The following is a 20,726-nucleotide window of genomic DNA, read 5'->3' as shown; positions in this document are numbered from 1 at the left end:
CGGCGTCCGGCAGGCGCCGGCTCGGCGCGGCCAGCGCCACCTGATGCACCCGGGCGAGGTCCAACCCGAACGGCTCAGCCCGCTCCACCAGGGCACCGAGGTCGGAGTCGCCGCGCAGCAGGTCGTCGATCAGTTCGCGGCGCGATGATTCTTCCCGGCGGACCAGGTCACGGCGCGCGACCGCATAGCCCTCGGCCAGGGTCGCGACCGCGTCGTCGACGACCTGCAGGACCGCGGCCGCGGCGGCGCGGACCGCCTCGCGGTCGCGGGAGCGCACCATCATCGGCAGGTCCTGCCACAGCCGCCGCGCCGCGGACAGGTACAGCTGCACCACCCGTCCTGCGGAGACGCCCTGCTCGGCGGCGCGGCGACCGAGCCGGCCCACCGCGTCGAGCTCGCTGCGTCTGGGCCGGCGGCCGTGCACGGCCGCGTCGGCCAGCATCGACAGGTACTCACCGAGCAGTCCCACCGGAACGCCACCCGCGTCGCGGCTGGCGCCCTCGGCGACGGCGACCAGCCACCCGTCGTCCAGCGCCGGTACCGCCGGAGCACGCCCGCCACGACGTCCGGGACTGTCAGCCACTGCCCGCCTCGCCTCCCGTGTATCAGCCGATGCCAGACCAACCCGTCGCTGGTGCCCCCCGACGGCGACCGCAACCGCATCAGCTCAGGAGCGTCCCACCGGGCGCCGCATCCGACCATCGACCGCGACGATGCTGCCGCAGCGATCTGCCGTGCCGGTTGTCGGCAGTGTAAACCTGGCTATCGTGCCCGCGGTGGCAGCGCAGCGTCGCCGTTGCCGTCGCGGAGCGTTCCCGGCTGCCGTTGGTGCCGGTGCCGGTGCCGGTGTCGGTGCCCGGTCCCGGCCTCGCCCCGTCCGGGACTCCTCCTTGTCCGAGTGCACCCAGTCCGTGATGTGCGCGGAGGTGGGCCATCTGGAACTGGCCCACGACTACGCCCGAGAAGCCGCCCTGATCGACCTGCGGGACCTGCACGCCAACACCCGCCACGGTCTGCACATCGCCTCACTCGCCGTAGCGTGGTCGGCCATCGGCGAAGGATTCGGAGGGCTGCGCCAGCACCACGACGTGCTGGCGTTGGCGCCGCGCCTGCCCACCGGCATCACCCGGCTGACCTTCCGGATCCGGCACAGCGGCCTGCGCCTGCTCATCGACGCCGGCCACGACACCGTCCAGCTCCGGCTGCGCGACCGATCCGGTGCGTCGCTGTCGCTGCTGCTGTACGGCGAGCAGGTCGTCGTCGGCCCCGACGCGCCCGTGGTGCGCGCCGTCATACCACTGGAGCCGCTGCTGCCCGAACCCCGCCAACCCGTCGGCCGCGCACCCGACTCGCGGTACCGCCGCCGTCAGGACCCCTGCCGACGACACGGGGTGAGGCGCAACCATGACCGGCCGGTAGGCATGATGCACGGTCGCCACCGCCACACTGCCGAGCAGGACTTCACGGACCGCGGACCGGCCCCGCGAGCCCACGACCACCAGCGCCGCCTGACGCCGCCGCGCGTGGGCGGCCAGCGCCTCGGCCACGGTCCGCGCCGCCGTGACATGACGCCCTTCCGCCGACAGCGAGATCACGTCAAGATTGCGGGCAGGCGCCTCGATCGCCGCACTCGCCGATGGTGAACCGTCGTAACCCACAACGCCCCGGGCGGCCGGCGCTGCGGTCCTCGACCCCGGGTTCGGTTGTTCGGTGCCGGTCGTGGTCGAACTCCTCCTCCGCGGTGCGCGGATACGTTCGGTAATGCCAAGCGGCGAATGCCTGATGCCGGCCCGCCAGACGGACTCCCGCCTCGGTCTTCCGGGCACCGCTGATGGTGGGCGCGATGCTGAGTCTGGTCGTCGCCGCAGTCGGCGCGGTGTACGCGTGGCGGAACTGGTCAGCTGGCTCGGCGCTGAGCGAACCGGGCGCCATGCGGCAGTACGGCATCATCGTCGGCGTCGAGTTCGGCGCCGCTGCCGCCGGGCGGCCGCAATCGGCCTCTGGGGACGCAGCCAGTACATCGCCGCGTGGGTATGCCTCGTGGTGGGCGTGCACCTCTGGCCGATGGCGCCGGTACTGCAGAGCCCGTCCCTCGTTGCACTCGGAGCGCTGTTGACGGTGGTCGCGGTCGCCGCCGTGCTCGTCTTCCGACCTGCCGGCGTCGCGCAGAGTGCTATCACGGGCGCAGGCGCCGGGATCGCCCTGCTCGGCTTCGCCATCTGGGCTGCGGTGTCGGTCTTCGCGTAGTCCGACGCGGCAACTCGAGTTCCGACAGCCAGCCGGCTGTATCCGTTGTTCGGCACGACCAACAGTGACAGGGACGTTGAAGTGCGTTCATCCAGGAGGTCGCCGTGGTTGCGGGCAGTCCCAGCACGACAGCGCCCAGCGGAGTTCCGGGACACGCGGGGATTGCCGCCGCAGTGTGCCGTCGCCCGGCAGTCCCGTGTTCGACTGTCCGCGCAGGTGCTCGGTCACGGCGCTGCATCGCCCGGGCGCAGCCGTACACAGCAGCGGCCCGGGCCAGGGTCGAGCTCCGTGACATAGGAGGTGTCGCCGGTCCCGTCGGCGACGCCGCGCAGCAACTGCAGGTTCACCCCGCACACGAGCGGCGTGAACTGCTGGGCGAGGCGGTGGAAGGGGCAGTTGCGCAGCACGACGCCGCCGCCGCCGGCGTCGGCTTGCTGTTGTGGGTCGTACCCGGCGTCCGCGAGAGCCGTGGGCAGGTTGTCGGCCGCCGCGCCAATGGTCTTGCCGGCGTCGTAGGCCGTGCGGTGCAGCACCTCCTGCACGGGGGCGCCGGTGTCGATCGACTCGGTCACCGCCGCCGCGAGCAGCCCGCCGACCATCTCGTAGTGCCGTTCCGGCACCGACACCGCCACCTCGTCGTCGGTGCGCCGGTACAGCTTCGCGGGGCGGCCGGCGCCGGGGCCGCCGCGGCCGGGCGGCCGGCGGTATTCGACGACGAGCAGCCCCTGTTCGGCGAGCCGGTCGAGGTGGAACGCGGCGACCCGCCGGCTGACCCCGAGGGCGTCCGCGGCCGCGTCGCGGCTGACCGCCGCCCCGGCTCTGGTGACCAGATCGAACACGGCTCGCCGGGCGGGGTCGTCGAGCGCGGCCACGGCGGCGATGCGGTCGGGGAGCGGGCGGGGCGCCATCCCTCGATTGTAAAACACGAACCTCTTGACTTTAGAAGAGGCACGGGCATAGCGTTCTAACGTACAGATATGACGTTTTTAGAAGAGGACTGGAGCCCATCATGACCACCAGCGCACCCGGCACGTCGACGACCGCCCGGCTGACCGGCCGGGGAGCGGACCCGGCCCACCAGGCGTTCCTGTTGCTGCGCACCGTCTTCACGGTGGCGCCGATCGCCTTCGGCCTGGACAAGTTCTTCAATCTGCTGACCGAGTGGCCCGGCTATCTGGCGCCGTTCGCCGACCGGTTCGTCCCGGGCACCGCGCAACAGGCGATGTACGCCGTCGGCGTGATCGAGATCGTGGCCGGACTCCTCGTCGCGGCCCGGCCGAAATACGGCGCCGTCGTGGTGGCCGCCTGGCTGGCCGGGATCATCGTCAACCTGCTGATCCTGGGCGACTTCTACGACGTCGCGCTGCGCGACTTCGGCCTGCTCGTCGGCGCGCTCGCGCTGTGGCGGCTGGCCAGCCGCCGGTGGGCCGGCACGGCCGCCGCGCGCAGCTAGCGCCGGAGGCTCACGCCCGGCGCCATCCACGATCCCGTCCAGCCGGAAGGCAGACCGATGACCGCACTGGAACGTCTCTACACCGACTACGGCCAGAGCCCGTGGCTGGACAACCTCACCCGCGGCTACCTGCGCGACGGCACCCTGGCGCGGATGGTCGCCGGCGGGATCCGCGGGGTGACCGCCAACCCGACCATCTTCACCCGGGCCGTCCTCGGCTCCGCCGACTACGACGAGCAGTTCGCGGCGCTGACCGCGGCCGGCCAGCCACTCGAGGACGCCTACTGGCAGCTGGTCGTCGACGATGTCACAGGCGCCCTAGACGTGCTGCGCCCAGTGTTCGACGCCAGTGACGGCACCGACGGCTTCGCCTCCATCGAGGTGGCCGCCGAGCTGGCCCGCGACACCCGGGCCACCCTGACGGCCGCCCGAGCACTGCACCAGCGGATCGCCGCACCCAACCTGTTCGTGAAGATCCCGGCCACCGCCGAGGGCGTCCCCGCCATCCAGGCGATGATCGCCGAAGGCCGCAGCATCAACATCACCCTGATCTTCTCCCTGACCCGCTACCGGCAGATCATCGACGCGTACCTGTCCGGGCTCGAAACCTTCGCCGAGCGGGGCGGCGACCCCTCGCGCGTGCACAGCGTCGCCTCGTTCTTCGTCAGCCGGGTCGACACCGAGGTCGACCGACGCCTCGAGGCGACCGGCACCGACGAGGCGCTCGCGCTGCGCGGCCGGGCGGCGATCGCCCAGGCCAAACTGGCCTACCGGCTGTTCCGCGAACAGTTCTCCGGACCGCGCTGGCAACGCCTGGCCGACCTCGGGGCGCGCCCGCAGCGGCCGTTGTGGGCCTCCACCTCCACCAAGAACCCGGCCTACCCCGACACCGCATACGTCGACGCACTCGTCGGCCCGGACACCGTCAACACCCTGCCCGAGGCCACCATCGCCGCGTTCGAAGACCACGGCACGCCGGCCCGCACCATCGACACCCGGGTGGGCGAGGCCGCCGAGGTGATGCACCGGCTGGCCGCCGCCGGCGTCGACATGGACGACGTCGGGCTCACCCTGGAAAACCAGGGCGTCGCTGGCTTCCACGCCTCCTACCGGCAGGTCCTCGCCGCGCTCGCGGCCAAGGCCGAGCAGCTCAGCCACCACTGACATGGACTGGGCCGGCTGGGCGGTGTTCGGGCTGATCGCCACCACGGCGCTGACCGCGGTGCTGATCGCTGCGCAACTGGGCGGGCTCACCCGCCTGGACCTGCCGCTGGTGCTCGGCACCCCGGTCACGGCCGACCCGGACCGGGCCCGCGTGGCCGGGTCTTCCTCCACCTGGTCGCCGGTCAGGGTTTCGCCCTGGGCTATGCGGCCACGTTCGCCCTGCTCCTCTCGGATGCTCGGCAGCGATCATTCGGCCGAGCTGTCGGTGGTTGGTGTTGCGGCCAGTCTGGGGGTGTGGACGTATCCGGGGTGTTCCGGATCGGCGACGCCGAGCCGCAGCACCAGGTGGGGGGAGCCGAGGCCGTTGATGAGGCGCCGCAGTGTGAGCCGGGCGGGAAGGACTTCGATGACGTGGCTGAGCGGTACGACGGACACACCGAGGGTGGTGGCGGTCAGCCAGGCCGCGGACAGCGCCTCCCCGGTGCGCAGCCAGTTCGCCGGCTCGTCGGCGTCGCCGAACAGCAGCGCGTACACCGCGGTCTTGTCGTGGCCGGTGCCGATGGGCAGGGTGCCGCCCCGGCCGAAATCGCGACCCGGCACGGTGGTCTGGGCGGGGTGCTCGGGCAGTACCTCGGCAGGAAGGCCGGCGCCGGGCGGCGCCGCCGTGCCGGTCCAGTGCGCCAGCTCGGCCCTGACCCGGGGGTCGTCGGCTTGCACCGCCGCGGCCCGGCCCGCGGCCGATGCCAGCGCGAGTGCCTGGTCCGGGGTGAAGATGTGCAGCCTGCTGTGGGCTCGAGCAGCGGCGGCGATGGCGTCGACGGAGGCGGCGGGCAGCGGCTGGTCGCTGACGGGCCGCCGGTCGGTGTGCCGGGCGGGGATGGCTCGGGCGAGGCGGCCCGCGACCTCGGTCGCCGCGATCGGGTCGGCCACCGTGAGTGTGGCGAGGAGATCGGGCTGACGGGTGTCGGGGAGCCGGGTCACGTGTGCCGTCCAGCCGGCGGCGGCCAGCGCGGTGCGGGCGTGGTGCAGCGCGGCGCCGCAGCTGATCATGAGTTGCCGTCCCTGCGGATCGGTGACCGTGAGCTGGCGGGAGCGTTCCGCGAACAGCTGCAACCGGCCCGGTTCGAGCCGCCAGCGCCACGGCTGGGTGTTGAGGATCGACGGCGCGAATCCGGCGGCTGCGGCGGCTCCGATCAGGACGTCGCCGCGCGGCCGGTCCACCGTGGTTGTCGCGTGGCTCATGGGAACCTCCCGTTGGGTCGGTATCGCGGTGGTTGCGGGTGCCCCGGGTTCGCGGCAGCGGACCGCTCACGCCAACGTGGCGCGGCGACGGGCTCGACGCTGACCGGTGGACGCCCGATGGTGGGATCACGTGGTGTCGCGGAGCTGTTCGGCGAGCACAGCCGCCTGGCTGTGGTCGATGTCGCGGGTTGCGGTGAGCAGCGTGACCCTGTTCGAACGGACCAGGTCCCGGAGCCGGTGCATCGCGGCGGCCGGTTGCGGACCGGCGAGTTCGGCGAGGTAGCGGCGACGGAACTCGGGGAACCGCTCGGGCTGGTGGCCGTACCAGCGGCGCAGCGGCGTGGACGGGGCGACGTCCTTGAGCCATTCGTCGAGGTGGGCGGCGCCCTTGCGCACGCCCCGTGGCCACACCCGGTCGACCAGCACCCGCACGCCGTCGTCGGACGACGGGTCGTCGTAGATGCGGTGCAGCAGTACCTGTCGCGCCATGGTGTCCTCCTCGCCTTGGTGGCGGCTCCACGTCCGGTATGCCGTCACACGGTCTACCTCCATGCTGCTCGGGCATCCGGATGCCGCACAGAGCGACGGCGGGCAGACGACCGCGCCGGAGATTGCCGACGACCGGCAGGAACAGCCCGGGTAGCGCACTGCACGCAGGAGGTCGGCGGATGGCCGGCCGGGCGGCGGGCCCGTCTCGGCACCATGGTTCGGCCGGCATCCGGCGGGTCCCGGTCCGGCGACGCGGTCACCCGGGAGCGTCGTGGGCGGGGTCGGCGCTGTCACCCGGGCGGTGCCACATCCCATCGACACCCCGCACGTGCCGGGCGGCACTGACGGCCATCAGTGCTGGACGGCCACCGCCAGTCGACGCTGTCGTCGCAGGCCGCCGCACCGGCAGGTGGTGCACGTCGCAGTGGTGCCGCCCCGCGATGGGCGATGCGGCGGAGGCCGTGTTTGCTGACGGTCGGCAACCACGCCCGGTGGTTGTTCGCCGGTGGCGGCCCCTGCCGTCCTGGCCGTGCCGGTACAGGCTGGCCTCGACGGGTTGTTCCGGACCGAGCGAGGAGGCCGACGGTGACGCGACACATACTGATCCCGATGCCGGCCGACACCCGCCACCGCCAGCCTGTACGGGCGGCAGTACCCGCCGTCGCCGGCACCCCGAGCCCGGGATCGGCGGTGGAGGTCGGCCGCGACGCGGCGGCCGCTACCGGGCTCCGTCGGGACGACGCGATCCGCCGGATCGCGACCGCAACGTTTACCCCGGCGCTGGTGCTGCGCGTCGCCGGCATCAGCGGTAGCGCCGCGATGCGGCGGTCGGCCCCGGCGGCGTTGGCCCACAGTGTGCTCAACGTCGGTGGCAGCTCCGCCACGCCCGAGCCGGGCAGCGGTCCTTCCGCGAACCGGCGGGTACCGGTGCGGCCGGCCCGCGTGCCGCGACTGACCGCGCTTGCCGGCGCGGGTCCGGCAGCCATGGCGGCGTGCCGGAATCCGGCCACCGTGGCCGCCTGACCCGGCAGCCCGCGTCGGCCGAACCCCGAGCCCACCGCGCCAAGACGGCGTTCTCCGTGGCGCAGTTTGTCGTGCGCCACCCACTGCCGACCGTGGAAAGGACCAAGTACGTGACCAGCACCGTGCACGATCCGATCGAACTGCTCCGCAACACCCTGGAGGAGCAGTTTCAGCGGTCCACCGAGCAGCTCGCCGAGCTCACCGTCCGCAGCCAGCAGCCGAACGGCGGCGGCTACGACGACGACACCCTCGCCGCGCTGATCGCCTCGGCCCGCCGGGCGGTCGCCGACACCGCCCAGGCGCTGCGGCGCATGGCCGAGGGCAGCTACGGCAGCTGCGAACGCTGCACTGCCGACATCCCGCTGCAACGGCTGGAGATCCTGCCGCACGCCCGGTTCTGCGTCCCCTGCCAGGGCCGGCAGACCGGCCGGGCAGCTACCCGGATCCGCGTCCCGAGAGGAGGCGAGTCGGAGATGGAGAAGTGGTCGTTGCAGGCGCTCGCCGATGGTCTGCTCCGTCACGCCCTCAGTGGGTCGAGCCGCCGCGGCACGCGCACCGTCAACCGTGGACATCCGCGTTCGCCCGGCCAGGCCATGATCGCGTTGGGCTGCGGTCAGCGACTGGAGGAACACGGCAACCGCGGCGAGGCGACTGTGCAGGTGCTGCGCGGCCGGGTGCGGGTGACCGCCGGCGACGATGTGACGCACGGCGCGGCCGGACAGCTGCTCATGGTTCCCGACGGCCGGTCGACGGTGACCGCGCTGGAGGACACGGTCGTGCTCCTCACCGTCGCCGAGCACCCATCGCCGCGGGACGCGGCCCCGGCCGGCGCTGGCCCATGCCGTCGCATTCCCGCGCCGTCGCGCGCGATGCCATCGCGCGGATACGGCGCTGATCGAGCCCCCACAACGTTCGACAGGGAGATGAACCCATGAACCAGCGACGTACGTTCGTGATTGTCGGGGCCGGGCTGGCCGGGGCGAAGGCCGCGCAGACGCTGCGGGAGGATGGCTTCGACGGCGACGTGGTGCTGCTCGGTCAGGAACCCGAACGTCCCTATGAGCGGCCACCGCTGTCCAAGGGCCTGCTGCTGGGCACCGCCGATCGCGAGACGGCGTTCGTCCATGCGGCCGGCTGGTACGCCGAGCACGACGTCGACCTGGCCACCGGTGTCACCGTGGCGGCCGTTGACCGGGCCGCCCGGCAGGTGGAGCTGGGCGACGGCCAGCGCATCGGCTTCGACGCGTTGTTGTTGGCCACCGGTTCGACACCGCGGACCCTGGACGTGCCCGGCGGCTACCTCGACGGGGTGCTGCAGTTGCGGACGCTGCCCGACAGCGACCGGATCGGGGCTGCGCTCGTCGACGGCGCCCGCCTGGTGGTGGTCGGTGCGGGCTGGATCGGGCTGGAGGTCGCCGCCGCGGCCCGCCAGCGCGGCGCTGCGGTCACCGTCGTGGAACGCTCCGAGCTGCCGCTGCTGCGGCTGCTCGGGCCCGACCTCGCCGCGGTGTTCGCCGATCTGCACCGCGAGCGCGGGGTGACGTTCCGCTTCGGCGCCGCCGTCGAGGAGTTCCGCGGCGACGGGCGGGTGTCCTCGGTGCTGCTGCGTGACGGCACCGCGCTGCCCGCCGACGTGGTCGTCGTCGGTGTCGGCGTGCACCCCAACGTGGGGCTGGCCGAGGCGGCGGGGCTGGCGGTCGGCGACGGTGTCGTGGTCGACCAGGCGCTGCGCAGCTGCGACCCGCGCGTCTACGCGGCGGGGGACGTCGCCAACGCCTACCACCCGCGGTACGGCACCCATCTGCGGGTCGAGCACTGGGCCAACGCCCTGCACTCCGGCCCGGCCGCGGCCCGGTCCATGCTCGGCGCGAAGGTGGTGTACGACCGGCTGCCGTACTTCTACACCGACCAGTACGACCTGGGCATGGAGTACACCGGTCACGCCCCGCCCGGCGGGTACGACACCGTCGTCGTGCGCGGCGATCTCGCCACGCGCCGGTTCATCGCGTTCTGGACCGCCGGCGGTCGGGTCGTCGCCGGCCTGAACGTCAACGTGTGGGACGTCACGGCACAGATCCAGGACCTCATCCGCAGCGGGGAGCCGGTCGACGCGGCCCGGCTCGCCGACCCCGACGTCGCCCTCGACGCCCTCACCTCGGGTGGCACGCGTCAGGCATCGCGGCCATGACCGGCTTGGGCCGGACGCGGCCGAGCGGTGTCCGGGCCCGGCCCGGTGCGTCGCCGGGTCACCCATCGGGAAGGGTCCGTGGGCGGTACCGCGTCGGCTCGAATCAAACAACGTGCACCAGGAGCAGCGGGAGGTCATGGTCATGGGCCGCAACGTGGCACAGAAGTTGATCGAGGCACATCTCGTCGCCGGTGAGATGGTGCCGGGCACGGAGGTGGGACTGCGTATCGACCAGAGCCTGACCCAGGACGCGACCGGCACGATGGTGATGCTGGAGTTGGAAGCCCTCGGCTTGCAGCGGGTACGGACCGGGGTGTCGGTGCAGTACGTCGACCACAATCTGTTGCAGACCGACGAGCGGAACATGGCCGACCACCTGTTCCTGCGCTCGGCCTGCCAACGGTTCGGGCTGTGGTATTCCAAACCCGGCAACGGGGTCTCCCACCCGACACACATGCAACACTTCGGGGTACCGGGCGCGACCCTGGTCGGGTCGGACTCGCACACCTGCGCGGCCGGGTCGCTGGGCATGCTGGCCATCGGCGTCGGTGGGCTGGACGTCGCCCTGGCGATGGCCGGTGAACCGCTGTACGTGACCATGCCGCAGATCTGGGGCATCCAGCTCACCGGGGCACTACCAGCCTGGGTCAGCGCCAAGGACGTGATCCTGGAACTGCTCCGCCGCCACGGCGTGACCGGCGCCGTGCACCGCATCATCGAGTACCACGGCCCGGGACTGGCCGGCCTGTCCGCGATGGACCGGCACGTGATCGCGAACATGGGCGCCGAACTCGGCGCCACCACCACCGTGTTCCCCGCCGACGAGCGGGTCCGGGAGTTCCTCGTGGCGCAGGACCGCGAAGACGACTTCGTGGAACTCCTCGCCGATCCCGACGCCGGCTACGACGTCGCCGGCACCATCGACCTGTCCACCCTCGAGCCTCTGATCGCGGCGCCGAGCTCCCCGGGCAACGTGACCCCGGTGCGGCAGGTCGCCGGCACACCGGTGCAGCAGGTGGTGATCGGATCGTCGGCCAACCCCGGCCTGCGCGACTTCGCCGTGGTCGCCGCGATCCTGCGCGGCCGGCAGACGGACCCGCAGGTGTCCCTGGACATCAACCCGACATCCCGGCAGCTGCTGGCCGACCTGACCGCGATGGGCGCCACCGGCGACCTGATCCGCTCCGGGGCCCGCCTGCACCAGGCCGGCTGCATGGGCTGCATCGGCATGGGCCAGGCCCCCGCGATCGGGGTCAACAGCCTGCGCACGTTCCCGCGGAACTTCCCCGGCCGCTCCGGCACCACCGACGACCTCGTCTGGCTGTGCTCGCCGGAGACCGCAGCCGCCGCCGCGCTGACCGGCCGGATCACCGACCCCCGCGACCTGCCCCGCCTGCTCGGCATCGCCTACCCGGTGCTGGACCTGCCAGCGACGGCCAGCGTCAACACCGCCACGCTGGAGGCGCCGCTACCGGCCGCCCAGGCACACACCATCTCGCTGGTGAAGGCACCCAGCATCGGGTCGCTGCCGAGGCTGGACGCACTGCCCGACACCCTGACCGGCCCGGTGCTCATCAAAGCCGGCGACAACGTCTCCACCGACGAGATCCTGCCCGCCGGCGCCCGGGTGCTGCCCTACCGCAGCAACATCGCCAAACTCGCCGACTTCGCCTTCGCCGACCTCGACCCCGGCTACCCGCGGCGGGCCCGGCAGGCCGGACAGCACATGATCGTCGCCGGCGCCAACTACGGGCAGGGCTCCTCCCGGGAACACGCCGCCATCGTGCCCCGCCACCTCGGGTTGCGCGTGGTGATCGCCAAGTCGTACGCCCGCATCCACTGGCAGAACCTCGCCAACTTCGGAATCCTGCCGCTGCAGTTCACCGACGACACTGACTACGACCGCATCACCGCCGGCGACGCCCTCGCCGTCGACGACCTGCGCGCCGCGGTGCGCGACGGCACCGAGATCACCGTGCGCAACCAGACCAGCAGCGCCACCTACCGTGCCCGGCACCGGCTCTCGCCACGCCAGGCCGCCATGGTCCTGACCGGCGGCCAGATCCCCCGGCTGCGGCAACCACAGCCGCTCGGACCCGGAAGGGAAACCAGATCATGACCACCAGCCTCGCCCCGATCGTCGTGGGCGTCGACCACTCCCCGAGCAGCCTGCACGCCGTCGACTGGGCCGCCCGGGAGGCCACTGCCCGGGGCTGCCCCTGCCGGATCGTGCACGCGTTCCTCGGGCCGCTGTACAACGTCCCGCTGGGACCCGTACCCGGCGGGCCGCCCGCCGCCGGGCTGCAGGCCGCCGCCGAACGCATCCTGTCCGCCGCCGCCGAGCGAGCCCGCCGGACCGTGGTCTGCTTCTACCCGGTTGTTGGCATGCCGTTCGACACCATGGCTGCGTCAGGTGGGTCGTCTTTCTGGCGCGGTCGTGATCGACTGTCGCAGGTACGGTTCCAGAAGCTCGCGGGCAAGCGTACAAGCCTTCGTTTCGCTCATACCATCTTCGATCATGCGAGAGGCCCTGAAGACGATTGCCTGGATGAGTTCGGCCATGTTGACCGGGTCGGGCGTGCCGTGTCCGGCAAGCGCCTCGAGCAACGGAACACGCAGTTGGTTGTGAAGCTCGCGGCTGCGTTCGGCGAGGATTTCGACGGGCGCGGTTGTCGCCAGCCCGCGGACGATGGCGTGCTCGCCCTTGGCGACGAGGTGAAGGTTGGCCGCCACGTAGGCGAAGACCTGATCGCCCGGGGTCGTGGCACGGCGCATCCGCCGTGCCACGTAGGCCGACCACCTGGGGAACATGTCGACGATCACCGCGTCAAGCAGGTCGGCGCTGGATTTGAAGTACTGGTAGATGCTCGACCGCGCCAGGCCTGTCCGCGCGGCGACCGCGGCCAGGCTCGGCGACTCGGACCCGCCTTCGGCGAGGATCGCACGGGCAGCGTCCAGGATCGCCCGGCGTTGCCGCGCGCGGTGCTCCGCCACGGTGGCGGCCTGGATCTTCGGCACATGCGAATCCTACGGTCACGCGGCCGGGGTGAGCTTTCCGTCGATCATCTCGTAGACCGTGTCGCAGTGTCGTAGGACGTCATGATCGTGGGTGACCATGACGGTGGCGACGCTGTGCTCCCTGGTTTCGCGGGCGAGCAACTCGACCACGTCATGGCTGCGCTGCCGGTCCAGCGCCGCGGTGGGTTCGTCGACCAGCAGCAGCCTGGGCCTGGTGACGAGAGCACGGGCGATGCCCACCCGCTGACGCTCGCCGCCGGACAGTTGGTGCGGTCGCCGGTTGGCCTTGTCCGCCATGCCCACTTCCGCCAACAGCTGATACGGATCACGGTGCGTACGACGTCCTGCCCCGCTGAACCGGGTCGGCAGCCGCAACTGGTCGACGGCGGTCAACGCCGGCAGCAGGTTGCCGGACTGGAACACGAATCCGACGGTCTCGCGCCGCAGGGTCGTCCGTGTCCGGCGGCTGGCCACTGTCATCTCCCGCCCTGCGACGGACACCGAACCCGACGTCGGCACGCTCAACCCGCCGGCGACGGCGAGCAGGCTGGACTTACCCGCTCCGGAAGGACCGACCACGGCGACGAACTTGCCAGGCGCCACGGTGAGCGTGACGTCATCCAGCGCGAGCACCGTGTCGTCACCGTCACCGAAGCGCAGACACACGTCACGCATGATCAGCCCGTCGGGCTGATCCGCAGCGGAACCGTCACCGCCGGCCGCTGATCCGAGGTTGCTGGTCTGTGTGCTCATCGGTGTGCTCCCAACGCTGTCAGAGGATCCACGGCGGCGATCCGCACGATGGCCGCGACCGCTCCCACCAGGCCGAGAACGATCAGCAGCGCGACCGCGACGGCCACGGCCGGCGCCTCCAGCGCGAACGGGACACCGCCGCCGATCAGCCTGCCCATTCCGACACCGATGCCGACACCGGCAGCGACTGCGAGGAGCAGCAGGATCAGCGCCTGAGACAACCCGTCCCGCAGCAGGAAACCGGTCGGCGCCCCCATGGCTCGCATCACGGCGATCTCGTGCTTTCGCTGGATCGTCCAGACCGTGAAGAACGCCCCGACGACCAGCGCCGAAATTGCGTACAGGAAGTACTGGATCAGCTGCAGCGTGGAGGTCTCTGCCGTGTACCCCGGAGAGGCTCCGAACGATTCCGGCAGCGTCATGCTATCGGTGCCCGCGGCGCGGTCGCCGGCGTCGAGGTCGATGGTCGAGCCGTCCTCGGCCTGCACCGCGACCGCCGTAATCTCGTTGTAGACGTGGGCCGGGACTGGGTCGTCCGGCCCGATGCCCGCCCGGATCTGCTGCCATGTGCGCAACGGGACGTAGCCCACATCGACGTGGCCGAACGTGTGCTGCCCGGACAGGATGCCGACGACGGTGAGCCTGGCGCCCACCCGGTCGACGGTGAGGGTATCGCCGACGCGGAGTCCCGCGTCGGCGGCGGTCCGGCTCACCACGATTCCGTCCAGTTCGCCGAGCCGGTCGCCCGCACTGACCCGCGGTGAGAGGAACGAGTCGGGTAGCACGCCGAACAGGGCCAGGTCGATCTCCACACCAGAACCACTCTTGGCATTGGCCAGCATGTTGCCGTACGGAGCGGCCCGCGCCACGTTTGGTTGCGCCGCCCACGCGTCGACGGCCTTCAGGTCCACGACGCTGCGCGAGAACGCAGCGTCGCGTTGGACCCCGTCGGCGAAGGCGAACGAGGTCACCGGCAGCCGTTGCAGACCGGACACCCCGTCGTTGACCAGGCCCACGGACAATCCGGACAGTAGGACCACCAGCACGGCGATGAGTGCGATCACCGCGCCCATCAACCCGAACCTGGCACGAGCAAACCGAAGCTCACGAACCGCTAGGAACATGCGGACCGACCCGGCATCTTTATCGACATCATGTCAGCATGATAGCGACATGATGTCAGCATCATCGCCCTCGGTCCCAGCCTCCGTCAGCAGAGCAGCGCGCCCGTGACGCATACGCCGTGCGTCGCCGACGCATCGTTGCAATGTCGGCGGCCAAGCCTTCCGGCCACAGCCGGCGCCGGCGTGGCACCACGTCGAACGGCATGCCAAGAACCGGGTAGAAGCAGACCACAGCCAGCTCAAGCACCGGCTCAGACCGATGCGCGGGCTACGCACCGACCGCACCGAACAGACGATCATCGCCGGACACGCGTTCAGGCAGAACCTGCGCCGCGGACACAACGAACTCGATCCTCGCGCGACGCGGCGACCGGCCGGCCGGGCGGGCCGCGGCGGCGGTACCGCAGCCGCCATCCCTACCTGTTCAAGGGTGCGGTGTACTGCGGGGTCTGTGCGCGCCGGATACAAGGCCAGCATTCGCACGGTGTGGCGTATTACCGGTGCCGGTTCCCGCAGGAGTACGCGCTGGCCAACGCTATCGATCATCCCCGCAACGTGATCCTGCGGGAGGACATTTTGGTCGACCCGCTCGACGCCTGGCTCGCCAGCGCCTTCGATCCCGTGGGTCGGCGCGACACGATTTGCGCCCTGGCCGAGGCATCACGCGCCGACGATGGTCCGGACCCTGTACCGTGCCAAAACCTGTCGCACTGCGTGTGAGCTGCTGTTTCGTGGTGGTGGCGCAGCATCGCGGGTGTGTTCGTTCGGCTGCTGTACCTGAGCGCGGTACGGGTGTTCGGCTGGCTGCCGCAGGCCACACGCGGCGAGTCCGCGATGATCGCTGAGCTGCTCGGTCTCGGCCACCGGATCGGCGCCGGCACCATCCGGCGCATCCTGGCCAGATCCCGCGTCGGTCCCGCCCCGCGTGAGACCGATACCCATTGGCGGACGTTCCTGCGCGCTCAGGCGGCCGGGCTGCTGGCGACCGGCTTCTTCCACCTCGAAACCATTGCGCTGCGTCGCCTGTACGTCCTGTTCGTGATGGAGATCGAGACCCGACGGGTCCACATCCTGGGCGTCACCGCCCACCCGAGCGCGGCGTGGACCACCCAGCAGGCCCGGAACTTGGTGATCGATCTCGGCGGGCGGGCCGGCCAATGCTGCTCGATCACGCGCCCGGTTCGGTTTCGTGAGCCGTCTGCTCGTCGGGGCGGCGCCAGCTCAGCTTCACCGTGAAGTGACCCTCGACCGACGACTTGGCGATGACGGCACCGGCCTCAGCGTTGAGCTTGACGCCGAACTCCACTTCGATGCCGTCCGGGCGGGTGACCCCGGCGCGGAATACCCGCAGCGTACTTTCGGCCGCGTTCCGCACGTCGTGCAGGGCGTTCTCGAGCTTCTGGCGAGCGTCGGCGATGACACCGTCCCGGGGCACCCGCTCAAAGCCGGGCTCATCCTCGGGGACCTCCATCACGATGGAGCCGGTCTCGGTCTCGAATCGCATCAATTCGGTCAACTCGTCACCCCAGCGTCGGTGCGGGTGCGAACCGTGGACATACAGGCGCCGGTGAGCGCGGTGCCATCGACGGAGGCGAATGTCTGTCGACATTGACGATGGTCGGTCGGTGGACCCTTTACGCGATGTCGGGTAATGTGTCGCGGTGTCGACGTCGGCGAATGTACGCCACGACGGCGGACGGGGAGGAACAGTGCTGCGGCAATCACGGGGAATGCCGACGTTCGCGCGGGCCGTCTGGCGTGCCGCGCCGTTACCGAGTCGGGTAGTGCCACTCCACGTATAGTTCGCGGCCCGGTGAGTCCGGGGCCGCGCTTCACCGTCCGCTGCCCAAGGCCGGACGGAAACGCATCGCCGGAATTCGCGCCGGAAACGGCGGCGCGAATGGCGTCGTGCTGTCCGCGCGACGTTTCTGGCAATTGTCGGGAAAGGGAGTGCGATGAATCGTCTGCGACGTCGATGTGCGATCGCATTGGCCGCCGTGCTGGCCGGTGCCGGCGCGGCGGTGGCGGCTGGTGGGCCGGCCGAAGCGGCGGTGCCGCCGGCCGATCCGGTGGCCATCGGGCAGTCCACGACCGGCGACCGGCAGGTGCTCGCGACCGACTCCGACGCGGTCGGCAGCACGGTCAAGGTCCGCACCCACACGGTCGGCCTGCCCGAGAACGTCAATGCCCAGCGGTGGACGTTCGAGGTGGTCAGCCCGGGCGCGAACCCGATCTACCGGGTCCGGCAGGCCTCGTCGGGGCGGTGCCTGCAGGCCGCGGCCACGAGCAACGGCGCGGCCGTCATCATCGTGGACTGCGGTACCGCATCCCAGCAGTTCTGGACCCTCACGCGGGCCCAGACCTGGCCGAGCGTCGGCTTCGCCCTGCGCAACCAGCGCGACGGCCGCTGCCTGGACGTGCTGTCCAGCACCGACGGGCAGCCGGCGGTCATGTGGGCCTGCTCGTCGAGCTACACCACCCAGCTGTGGCGGCCGCGGATCGGCGGCGCCGACTGCCCGGAGCGGGACTTCGTCGGCCTCTGCGCCGGCGAGGACTCGCCCGTGTCGGGCGTCATGGTCAGCTTCCGGCAGCAGCCGGTGACCTTCAACGGGCCGCCGGCGGACCCGCAGACCGGGGGGTACAACAGCTTCAGCAACCAGGTCAACTGGGACCCGCTCGACGGATCGGGCGGCAACTCCGGCTACGACTACGAGGAGATGGGCTGGCAGGCGGCGTACGCGTCGGCCACCGGCACGACCTCGCACACCGCGTACTGGCTGGAGGACGGCGAGGCCACCGAGGAGTACTGGTCGATCGACCAGCCGGGCTCGAAGGTCGCCGACGGCCTGCTGCACACGTGGATGAGCCTCGGCAACGGCGCGGGGCAGTGGGACATGCTTTACGACTTCAACCCGGTCGGCACCACCCACCTCGCGACCGGCGGGAGGACGAGGGCGCTGCAGACGGGCCTGATGTCGTACTACCCGCAATACACGGCCCTCGCCACGCCGTTCGAGAACCGGGTGCAGGTGCAGGACAACGGGGCCTGGCGCCGGCCGCGGCTGGTGAACGTCTCCGGCTTCCCGGCGAACGTCTGCGGGCGGCCCGACCCGCGGTCGATCCTGTTCGGCGAGCCCAGCGCGCCGCCGTACTGCTACACGATGCAGGTCGCCGCGCGCGCCTCGAATCTGCCCAGCTCGCCGACCGAGCTGGACCGGCTCGTCCTGGGCAAGCCGGCCGCCGGATCGCTCGCCCTCGGCCTGGCCGCGCCGCAGCGGACTGCGAGCCGGGACGAGTACAACGGCGTCGACCAGCGGAAGCTGGCCGCCTGCCTGGCCGACGACGCGGGCCGGTGCCTGGAGACTGTGCCGGGCCTGGCCGCGTGCGTCGCCGCGCGCAAGGTCTGCAACGTCACCACCGGCGCCGCGGTGGCCTCGGTCGCACCGGCCCGGCCGGTCACCGCCGACGCCGCGCGGCACGACGCCGGGCGGCGGCTGCGCACCGCCGGCGACGCGCGCACCGCGACGGTGACGGTCGCGGAGTTCCGCAGCCGGGCGGGTGTCGCGCTCGCGGCGGCCGACGGCGCGGCCCGGGTGCACGTCGTCACCGGCGACGGCACCGTGCCCGGCCTCGGTCGCGAGCGGGGCCGGACCTACCACGGCTACACGATGGTGTACGCCGCGGCGACCGGTGACCTGCTCTACGGATGCCTCGGGCGGGACTGCGCCCGAGGCGGATTCTAGGGAGTGACGACCATGTGGAGAACTGTCGCCGCGGCCGCCCTGGGTCTGACGCTGGCCCTTACCCTGAGCCCGGTCGGTGCGCTCGCCGCGCCGGCCCGGCCGGGGAACACCACGCGGCTGCTGGACGAGGCCGCCGACCTCAAACAGGACTGCGAGGCGCATCCCGACCAGGCCGGCTCCCGGTACGGCTGGGCCCGCACCCGCTTCGAGCAGTGCCATCACTACCCGCTGCACGTCGTGCTGCGCCGGCAGAGCGGCGAGGAGCTCGGCTTCGTCGACTTCGACCTGTGGATCCTGGCGTTCGCCTACGACGGCAGCCGCCGCGTCGACTACGTGACCTCGGTCGAGAACGTGCACCAGACCTCGTCGATGCGCGACGACCTGACGTTCCTGACCGTGATGTACGACGGGTGCGCCGGACGCGGCGACGTCACGTGCCCCGCGACGCTCCGGCAGGAGCGCACGGCGCTGGGCTGGTACCAGCAGCCGGCGATGGACGTCGTCTCGATCACGTCGCCGGACACCGCCGGCCTGCTGCCGTACTACACCACCGAGTTCGTCGCCCAGGTGAGCTACCTCGTCGAGTACCGCGACGGCCTGACCGAACCCGCCCTGCGGATCGTCGCGAGCAACGCGGTCCGGTTCGACAGCGCCGGAGCGGCCCTCGGCGGCGGGAAGTACAAGGGCACCGTGTTCATCGACAACGTGCCGGAGTTCGTCCTGCCGATGTCCGGCGTCGGCATCGACGCCGAGGCCAAGCACGTCAACGACGCGCTGCACCACCCCGAGCGGACGTTCCCGAGCTTCGTGGGCAAGAACCCGCCGTCGAAGCTGCACCGCCTGATGGACGCGAGCGAGATCGACGCCAACCACCGCGCGTCGGTGGGGATCTGCAAGGATGTGTGGGGCGACGACTACGCGGCCGGCGGGCTGGACTGCGACGAGTACCCGTTCAAATCCACGGAGGAGGGTTCGGCGTACTCCACCGCCGGCAAACCCCGCGGCGCGCAGGAGTGGCACGGGTCGGCCCGCCCGATCAACGCCCAGCAGAACCAGCTCGGCGGGTCCAAGCTGAACGCCTTCTACGGCGCCAACCGGCTCCTCGACGGTGACGGGTTCACCGTCACGACGGCTCCCTGACCGAACGCCGTGGTGCCCCGGTCCGTCCGGGGCACCACAGCGCAGCTGACTGAAAGGCGGTACGGCGGACGATGGACCTGCGGCTGACCCCGGACTACCGGTTGCTCACCCTGCGCGACGTCGAGGCGGACGCCGCCGAGGGGATGGACGCGGCCGTCGTCGCCGCGTCGGCCGGCGTCACCGGCTCAACCGGTTACGTCCTCGTCATCAGCGTGGCCCAGGACCTGATCCCGGTGGACGTCCGCCTCCGCGTGCTCGGCGCCGAAGCACCACCGGCCGCCCCGCGGCACGAATACGAGATCGACTTCCCCTCCGGGCGCGTCCGGCTCGGCGACACGGGTGTCAGCGGGATCACCGGCGAGCTGGCCGAGGGCCCCGGGGTGTACCGCATCCGCGTCACCGCCACCGGACGCGCCGAGGCCGCCGACGCCGCGCACCGGTTCCTGCGCGACCATCCGGACCTGCCCACCGCCCAGTGGGGCGACGCGCTGGCCGCATACGCGGGGCTCGAGCACTACCTGCTCGAGCTATGGCGCCTCGGGGACTCGCCGGAGGACGACGAATAGCAGCCCGGCCGCCGCCGCGGCGAGCAGCACGACGCCGAGCGCGTCGACCGGGACGGGGATCATCGCCCACAGCTCGCCGAGCACCGACCGGCGCAGGCCGGCCGTCGGGGGCTGCGAGTCGTCCCAGAGGGCCTGGTACCCGGGCGGCGGCTCGGGCGCGGTCACGTACGCGGCGACGGCCCGCGCGACGAACGCGACCCAGAGCAGCCGGCACCACCACGGCGCCCAGCGCAGCGCCACGGCGACGGCGATCAGCGCGGCGAACGCGACGAGGAAGACCAGGCGGTGCAGCAGACGCGCGGCGTCCAGCGCGGCGAACAGCTCGCCGGTTGTCGTGGCGTCCTGGGCGGCGCTGCGATACGCGGCGACGAGGGCCAGATCCGCGATCCCCGCCACGAGCAGCGCGATCACCGCCCCGGCAGATATCGACCGCATTCGACCACTATAGGCGGTTCCGGCGGCGGGCGATGACCCGCAGGGCGGGTCTGTTGCGTTGAGCGTTCGCCTGGTCAGGCAGGCTTGGGCGGGTGAAGGTCTCGAACCGTCTGCGGGCGGCCTTACCGCCGCGGTCGGCGT

The 20,726-nt window shown here is 71.7% G+C and carries 20 protein-coding genes and 5 pseudogenes; 15 read left to right on the top strand and 10 right to left on the bottom strand.

Translation table 11 applies throughout. The features are described from left to right. Positions 1 to 583, bottom strand: a pseudogene (locus AB0B76_RS56945) (PucR family transcriptional regulator); the annotation flags it as partial. 130 nt (positions 584 to 713) lie between these two features. On the opposite strand from AB0B76_RS56945, the pseudogene AB0B76_RS56940 reads away from it, so the two are divergent. Further along, a pseudogene (locus AB0B76_RS56940) lies at positions 714 to 1,202 on the top strand (glycosyl hydrolase family 65 protein); the annotation flags it as partial. Positions 1,203 to 1,409: 207 nt separating this feature from the next. Here the strand turns inward: AB0B76_RS56940 and AB0B76_RS56935 are convergent. Next, a pseudogene (locus AB0B76_RS56935) lies at positions 1,410 to 1,595 on the bottom strand (universal stress protein); the annotation flags it as partial. A 289-nt stretch (positions 1,596 to 1,884) separates the two neighbouring features. Between AB0B76_RS56935 and AB0B76_RS56930 the strand changes: the two are divergent. After that, positions 1,885 to 2,247 (top strand): hypothetical protein, encoded by a 363-nt coding sequence (locus AB0B76_RS56930; protein WP_360394209.1) that lies wholly within the window; start codon positions 1,885 to 1,887, stop codon positions 2,245 to 2,247. A gap of 224 nt (positions 2,248 to 2,471) precedes the next feature. On the opposite strand, the gene AB0B76_RS56925 is transcribed toward AB0B76_RS56930, so the two are convergent. Next, positions 2,472 to 3,155 carry a helix-turn-helix domain-containing protein gene (locus AB0B76_RS56925; protein WP_360394206.1) on the bottom strand — a complete coding sequence of 228 codons (684 nt, stop codon included), beginning with the start codon at positions 3,153 to 3,155 and terminating at the stop codon, positions 2,472 to 2,474. Between the two features lie 101 nt (positions 3,156 to 3,256). Here AB0B76_RS56925 and AB0B76_RS56920 point away from each other — a divergent pair, with 101 nt between their 5' ends. Continuing rightward, the gene (locus AB0B76_RS56920; RefSeq protein WP_360394204.1) at positions 3,257 to 3,700 is read left to right on the top strand and encodes a hypothetical protein; all 444 of its coding nucleotides are present in this window, start codon (positions 3,257 to 3,259) and stop codon (positions 3,698 to 3,700) included. Positions 3,701 to 3,757: 57 nt separating this feature from the next. Further along, positions 3,758 to 4,864: a transaldolase gene (gene tal / locus AB0B76_RS56915; RefSeq protein ID WP_360394201.1), complete on the top strand. Its 1,107-nt coding sequence runs from the start codon at positions 3,758 to 3,760 to the stop codon at positions 4,862 to 4,864. A gap of 246 nt (positions 4,865 to 5,110) precedes the next feature. Here tal and AB0B76_RS56910 read toward each other — a convergent pair whose 3' ends face one another. Both AB0B76_RS56910 and AB0B76_RS56905 read right to left on the bottom strand, forming a co-directional pair. Next, positions 5,111 to 6,106, bottom strand: coding sequence for a nitroreductase (locus AB0B76_RS56910; protein WP_360394198.1), 996 nt, complete (start codon positions 6,104 to 6,106; stop codon positions 5,111 to 5,113). Positions 6,107 to 6,232: 126 nt separating this feature from the next. Beyond that, the gene (locus tag AB0B76_RS56905) at positions 6,233 to 6,595 is read right to left on the bottom strand and encodes a DUF488 family protein (RefSeq protein WP_360394195.1); all 363 of its coding nucleotides are present in this window, start codon (positions 6,593 to 6,595) and stop codon (positions 6,233 to 6,235) included. Positions 6,596 to 7,285: 690 nt separating this feature from the next. On the opposite strand from AB0B76_RS56905, the gene AB0B76_RS56900 reads away from it, so the two are divergent. The 5 genes and pseudogenes from AB0B76_RS56900 to AB0B76_RS56880 form a co-directional block, all read left to right on the top strand. Further along, complete coding sequence (locus tag AB0B76_RS56900) at positions 7,286 to 7,618, top strand: hypothetical protein (RefSeq protein ID WP_360394192.1); 333 nt, start codon at positions 7,286 to 7,288, stop codon at positions 7,616 to 7,618. 110 nt (positions 7,619 to 7,728) lie between these two features. Further along, positions 7,729 to 8,553: a TraR/DksA C4-type zinc finger protein gene (locus AB0B76_RS56895; RefSeq protein WP_360394188.1), complete on the top strand. Its 825-nt coding sequence runs from the start codon at positions 7,729 to 7,731 to the stop codon at positions 8,551 to 8,553. Next, the gene (locus tag AB0B76_RS56890) at positions 8,550 to 9,806 is read left to right on the top strand and encodes an FAD-dependent oxidoreductase (protein WP_360394185.1); all 1,257 of its coding nucleotides are present in this window, start codon (positions 8,550 to 8,552) and stop codon (positions 9,804 to 9,806) included. The genes AB0B76_RS56895 and AB0B76_RS56890 overlap by 4 nt, the downstream gene beginning before the upstream one ends. Positions 9,807 to 9,918: 112 nt before the next feature. Continuing rightward, positions 9,919 to 11,925 (top strand): aconitate hydratase, encoded by a 2,007-nt coding sequence (locus AB0B76_RS56885; RefSeq protein WP_360394182.1) that lies wholly within the window; start codon positions 9,919 to 9,921, stop codon positions 11,923 to 11,925. Next, positions 11,922 to 12,158 (top strand): annotated as a pseudogene (locus tag AB0B76_RS56880) (universal stress protein); the annotation flags it as partial. The gene AB0B76_RS56885 and the pseudogene AB0B76_RS56880, both read left to right, overlap by 4 nt. A gap of 57 nt (positions 12,159 to 12,215) precedes the next feature. Here AB0B76_RS56880 and AB0B76_RS56875 read toward each other — a convergent pair. The 3 genes from AB0B76_RS56875 to AB0B76_RS56865 are packed head-to-tail and all read right to left on the bottom strand — an operon-like array spanning position 12,216 to position 14,650. Further along, complete coding sequence (locus AB0B76_RS56875; RefSeq protein ID WP_360394179.1) at positions 12,216 to 12,824, bottom strand: helix-turn-helix domain-containing protein; 609 nt, start codon at positions 12,822 to 12,824, stop codon at positions 12,216 to 12,218. A 15-nt stretch (positions 12,825 to 12,839) separates the two neighbouring features. After that, on the bottom strand, positions 12,840 to 13,577 hold the full coding sequence (locus AB0B76_RS56870) for an ABC transporter ATP-binding protein (RefSeq protein ID WP_360394176.1): 738 nt from the start codon (positions 13,575 to 13,577) through the stop codon (positions 12,840 to 12,842). Then, a complete protein-coding gene (locus tag AB0B76_RS56865; RefSeq protein WP_360394173.1) occupies positions 13,574 to 14,650 on the bottom strand; it encodes an FtsX-like permease family protein in 1,077 nt (358 codons plus the stop codon). The genes AB0B76_RS56870 and AB0B76_RS56865 overlap by 4 nt, the downstream gene beginning before the upstream one ends. 163 nt (positions 14,651 to 14,813) lie before the next feature. On the opposite strand from AB0B76_RS56865, the pseudogene AB0B76_RS56860 reads away from it, so the two are divergent. From AB0B76_RS56860 to AB0B76_RS56850, 3 genes and pseudogenes are all read left to right on the top strand, one after another. Continuing rightward, positions 14,814 to 15,050 (top strand): annotated as a pseudogene (locus tag AB0B76_RS56860) (DDE-type integrase/transposase/recombinase); the annotation flags it as partial. A 137-nt stretch (positions 15,051 to 15,187) separates the two neighbouring features. Then, positions 15,188 to 15,421: a hypothetical protein gene (locus AB0B76_RS56855; RefSeq protein WP_360394170.1), complete on the top strand. Its 234-nt coding sequence runs from the start codon at positions 15,188 to 15,190 to the stop codon at positions 15,419 to 15,421. Between the two features lie 36 nt (positions 15,422 to 15,457). Beyond that, positions 15,458 to 15,937, top strand: coding sequence for a hypothetical protein (locus AB0B76_RS56850; RefSeq protein ID WP_360394167.1), 480 nt, complete (start codon positions 15,458 to 15,460; stop codon positions 15,935 to 15,937). Here AB0B76_RS56850 and AB0B76_RS56845 read toward each other — a convergent pair. Beyond that, complete coding sequence (locus tag AB0B76_RS56845) at positions 15,870 to 16,217, bottom strand: CU044_2847 family protein (RefSeq protein ID WP_360394165.1); 348 nt, start codon at positions 16,215 to 16,217, stop codon at positions 15,870 to 15,872. The genes AB0B76_RS56850 and AB0B76_RS56845 overlap by 68 nt on opposite strands. A gap of 439 nt (positions 16,218 to 16,656) precedes the next feature. Here AB0B76_RS56845 and AB0B76_RS56840 point away from each other — a divergent pair, with 439 nt between their 5' ends. The 3 genes from AB0B76_RS56840 (at position 16,657) to AB0B76_RS56830 (ending at position 20,150) form a co-directional block, all read left to right on the top strand. Beyond that, positions 16,657 to 18,444 carry a ricin-type beta-trefoil lectin domain protein gene (locus AB0B76_RS56840; RefSeq protein ID WP_360394162.1) on the top strand — a complete coding sequence of 596 codons (1,788 nt, stop codon included), beginning with the start codon at positions 16,657 to 16,659 and terminating at the stop codon, positions 18,442 to 18,444. A gap of 12 nt (positions 18,445 to 18,456) precedes the next feature. Further along, entirely contained in the window at positions 18,457 to 19,584 is a 1,128-nt protein-coding gene (locus AB0B76_RS56835) for a NucA/NucB deoxyribonuclease domain-containing protein (protein ID WP_360394160.1), read from the top strand. 71 nt (positions 19,585 to 19,655) lie between these two features. Then, positions 19,656 to 20,150 carry a hypothetical protein gene (locus AB0B76_RS56830; RefSeq protein WP_360394157.1) on the top strand — a complete coding sequence of 165 codons (495 nt, stop codon included), beginning with the start codon at positions 19,656 to 19,658 and terminating at the stop codon, positions 20,148 to 20,150. Here the strand turns inward: AB0B76_RS56830 and AB0B76_RS56825 are convergent. Continuing rightward, the gene (locus AB0B76_RS56825; RefSeq protein WP_360394154.1) at positions 20,112 to 20,585 is read right to left on the bottom strand and encodes a hypothetical protein; all 474 of its coding nucleotides are present in this window, start codon (positions 20,583 to 20,585) and stop codon (positions 20,112 to 20,114) included. The two genes, AB0B76_RS56830 and AB0B76_RS56825, sit on opposite strands and share 39 nt — an antisense overlap. Between the last annotated feature and the right edge of the window lie 141 nt (positions 20,586 to 20,726).

The sequence above is a fragment of the Dactylosporangium sp. NPDC049140 genome (genome assembly GCF_040648435.1).
Note: the sequence above shows the minus strand (reverse complement) of the source record. Positions and strands in the feature narration are given on the sequence as shown.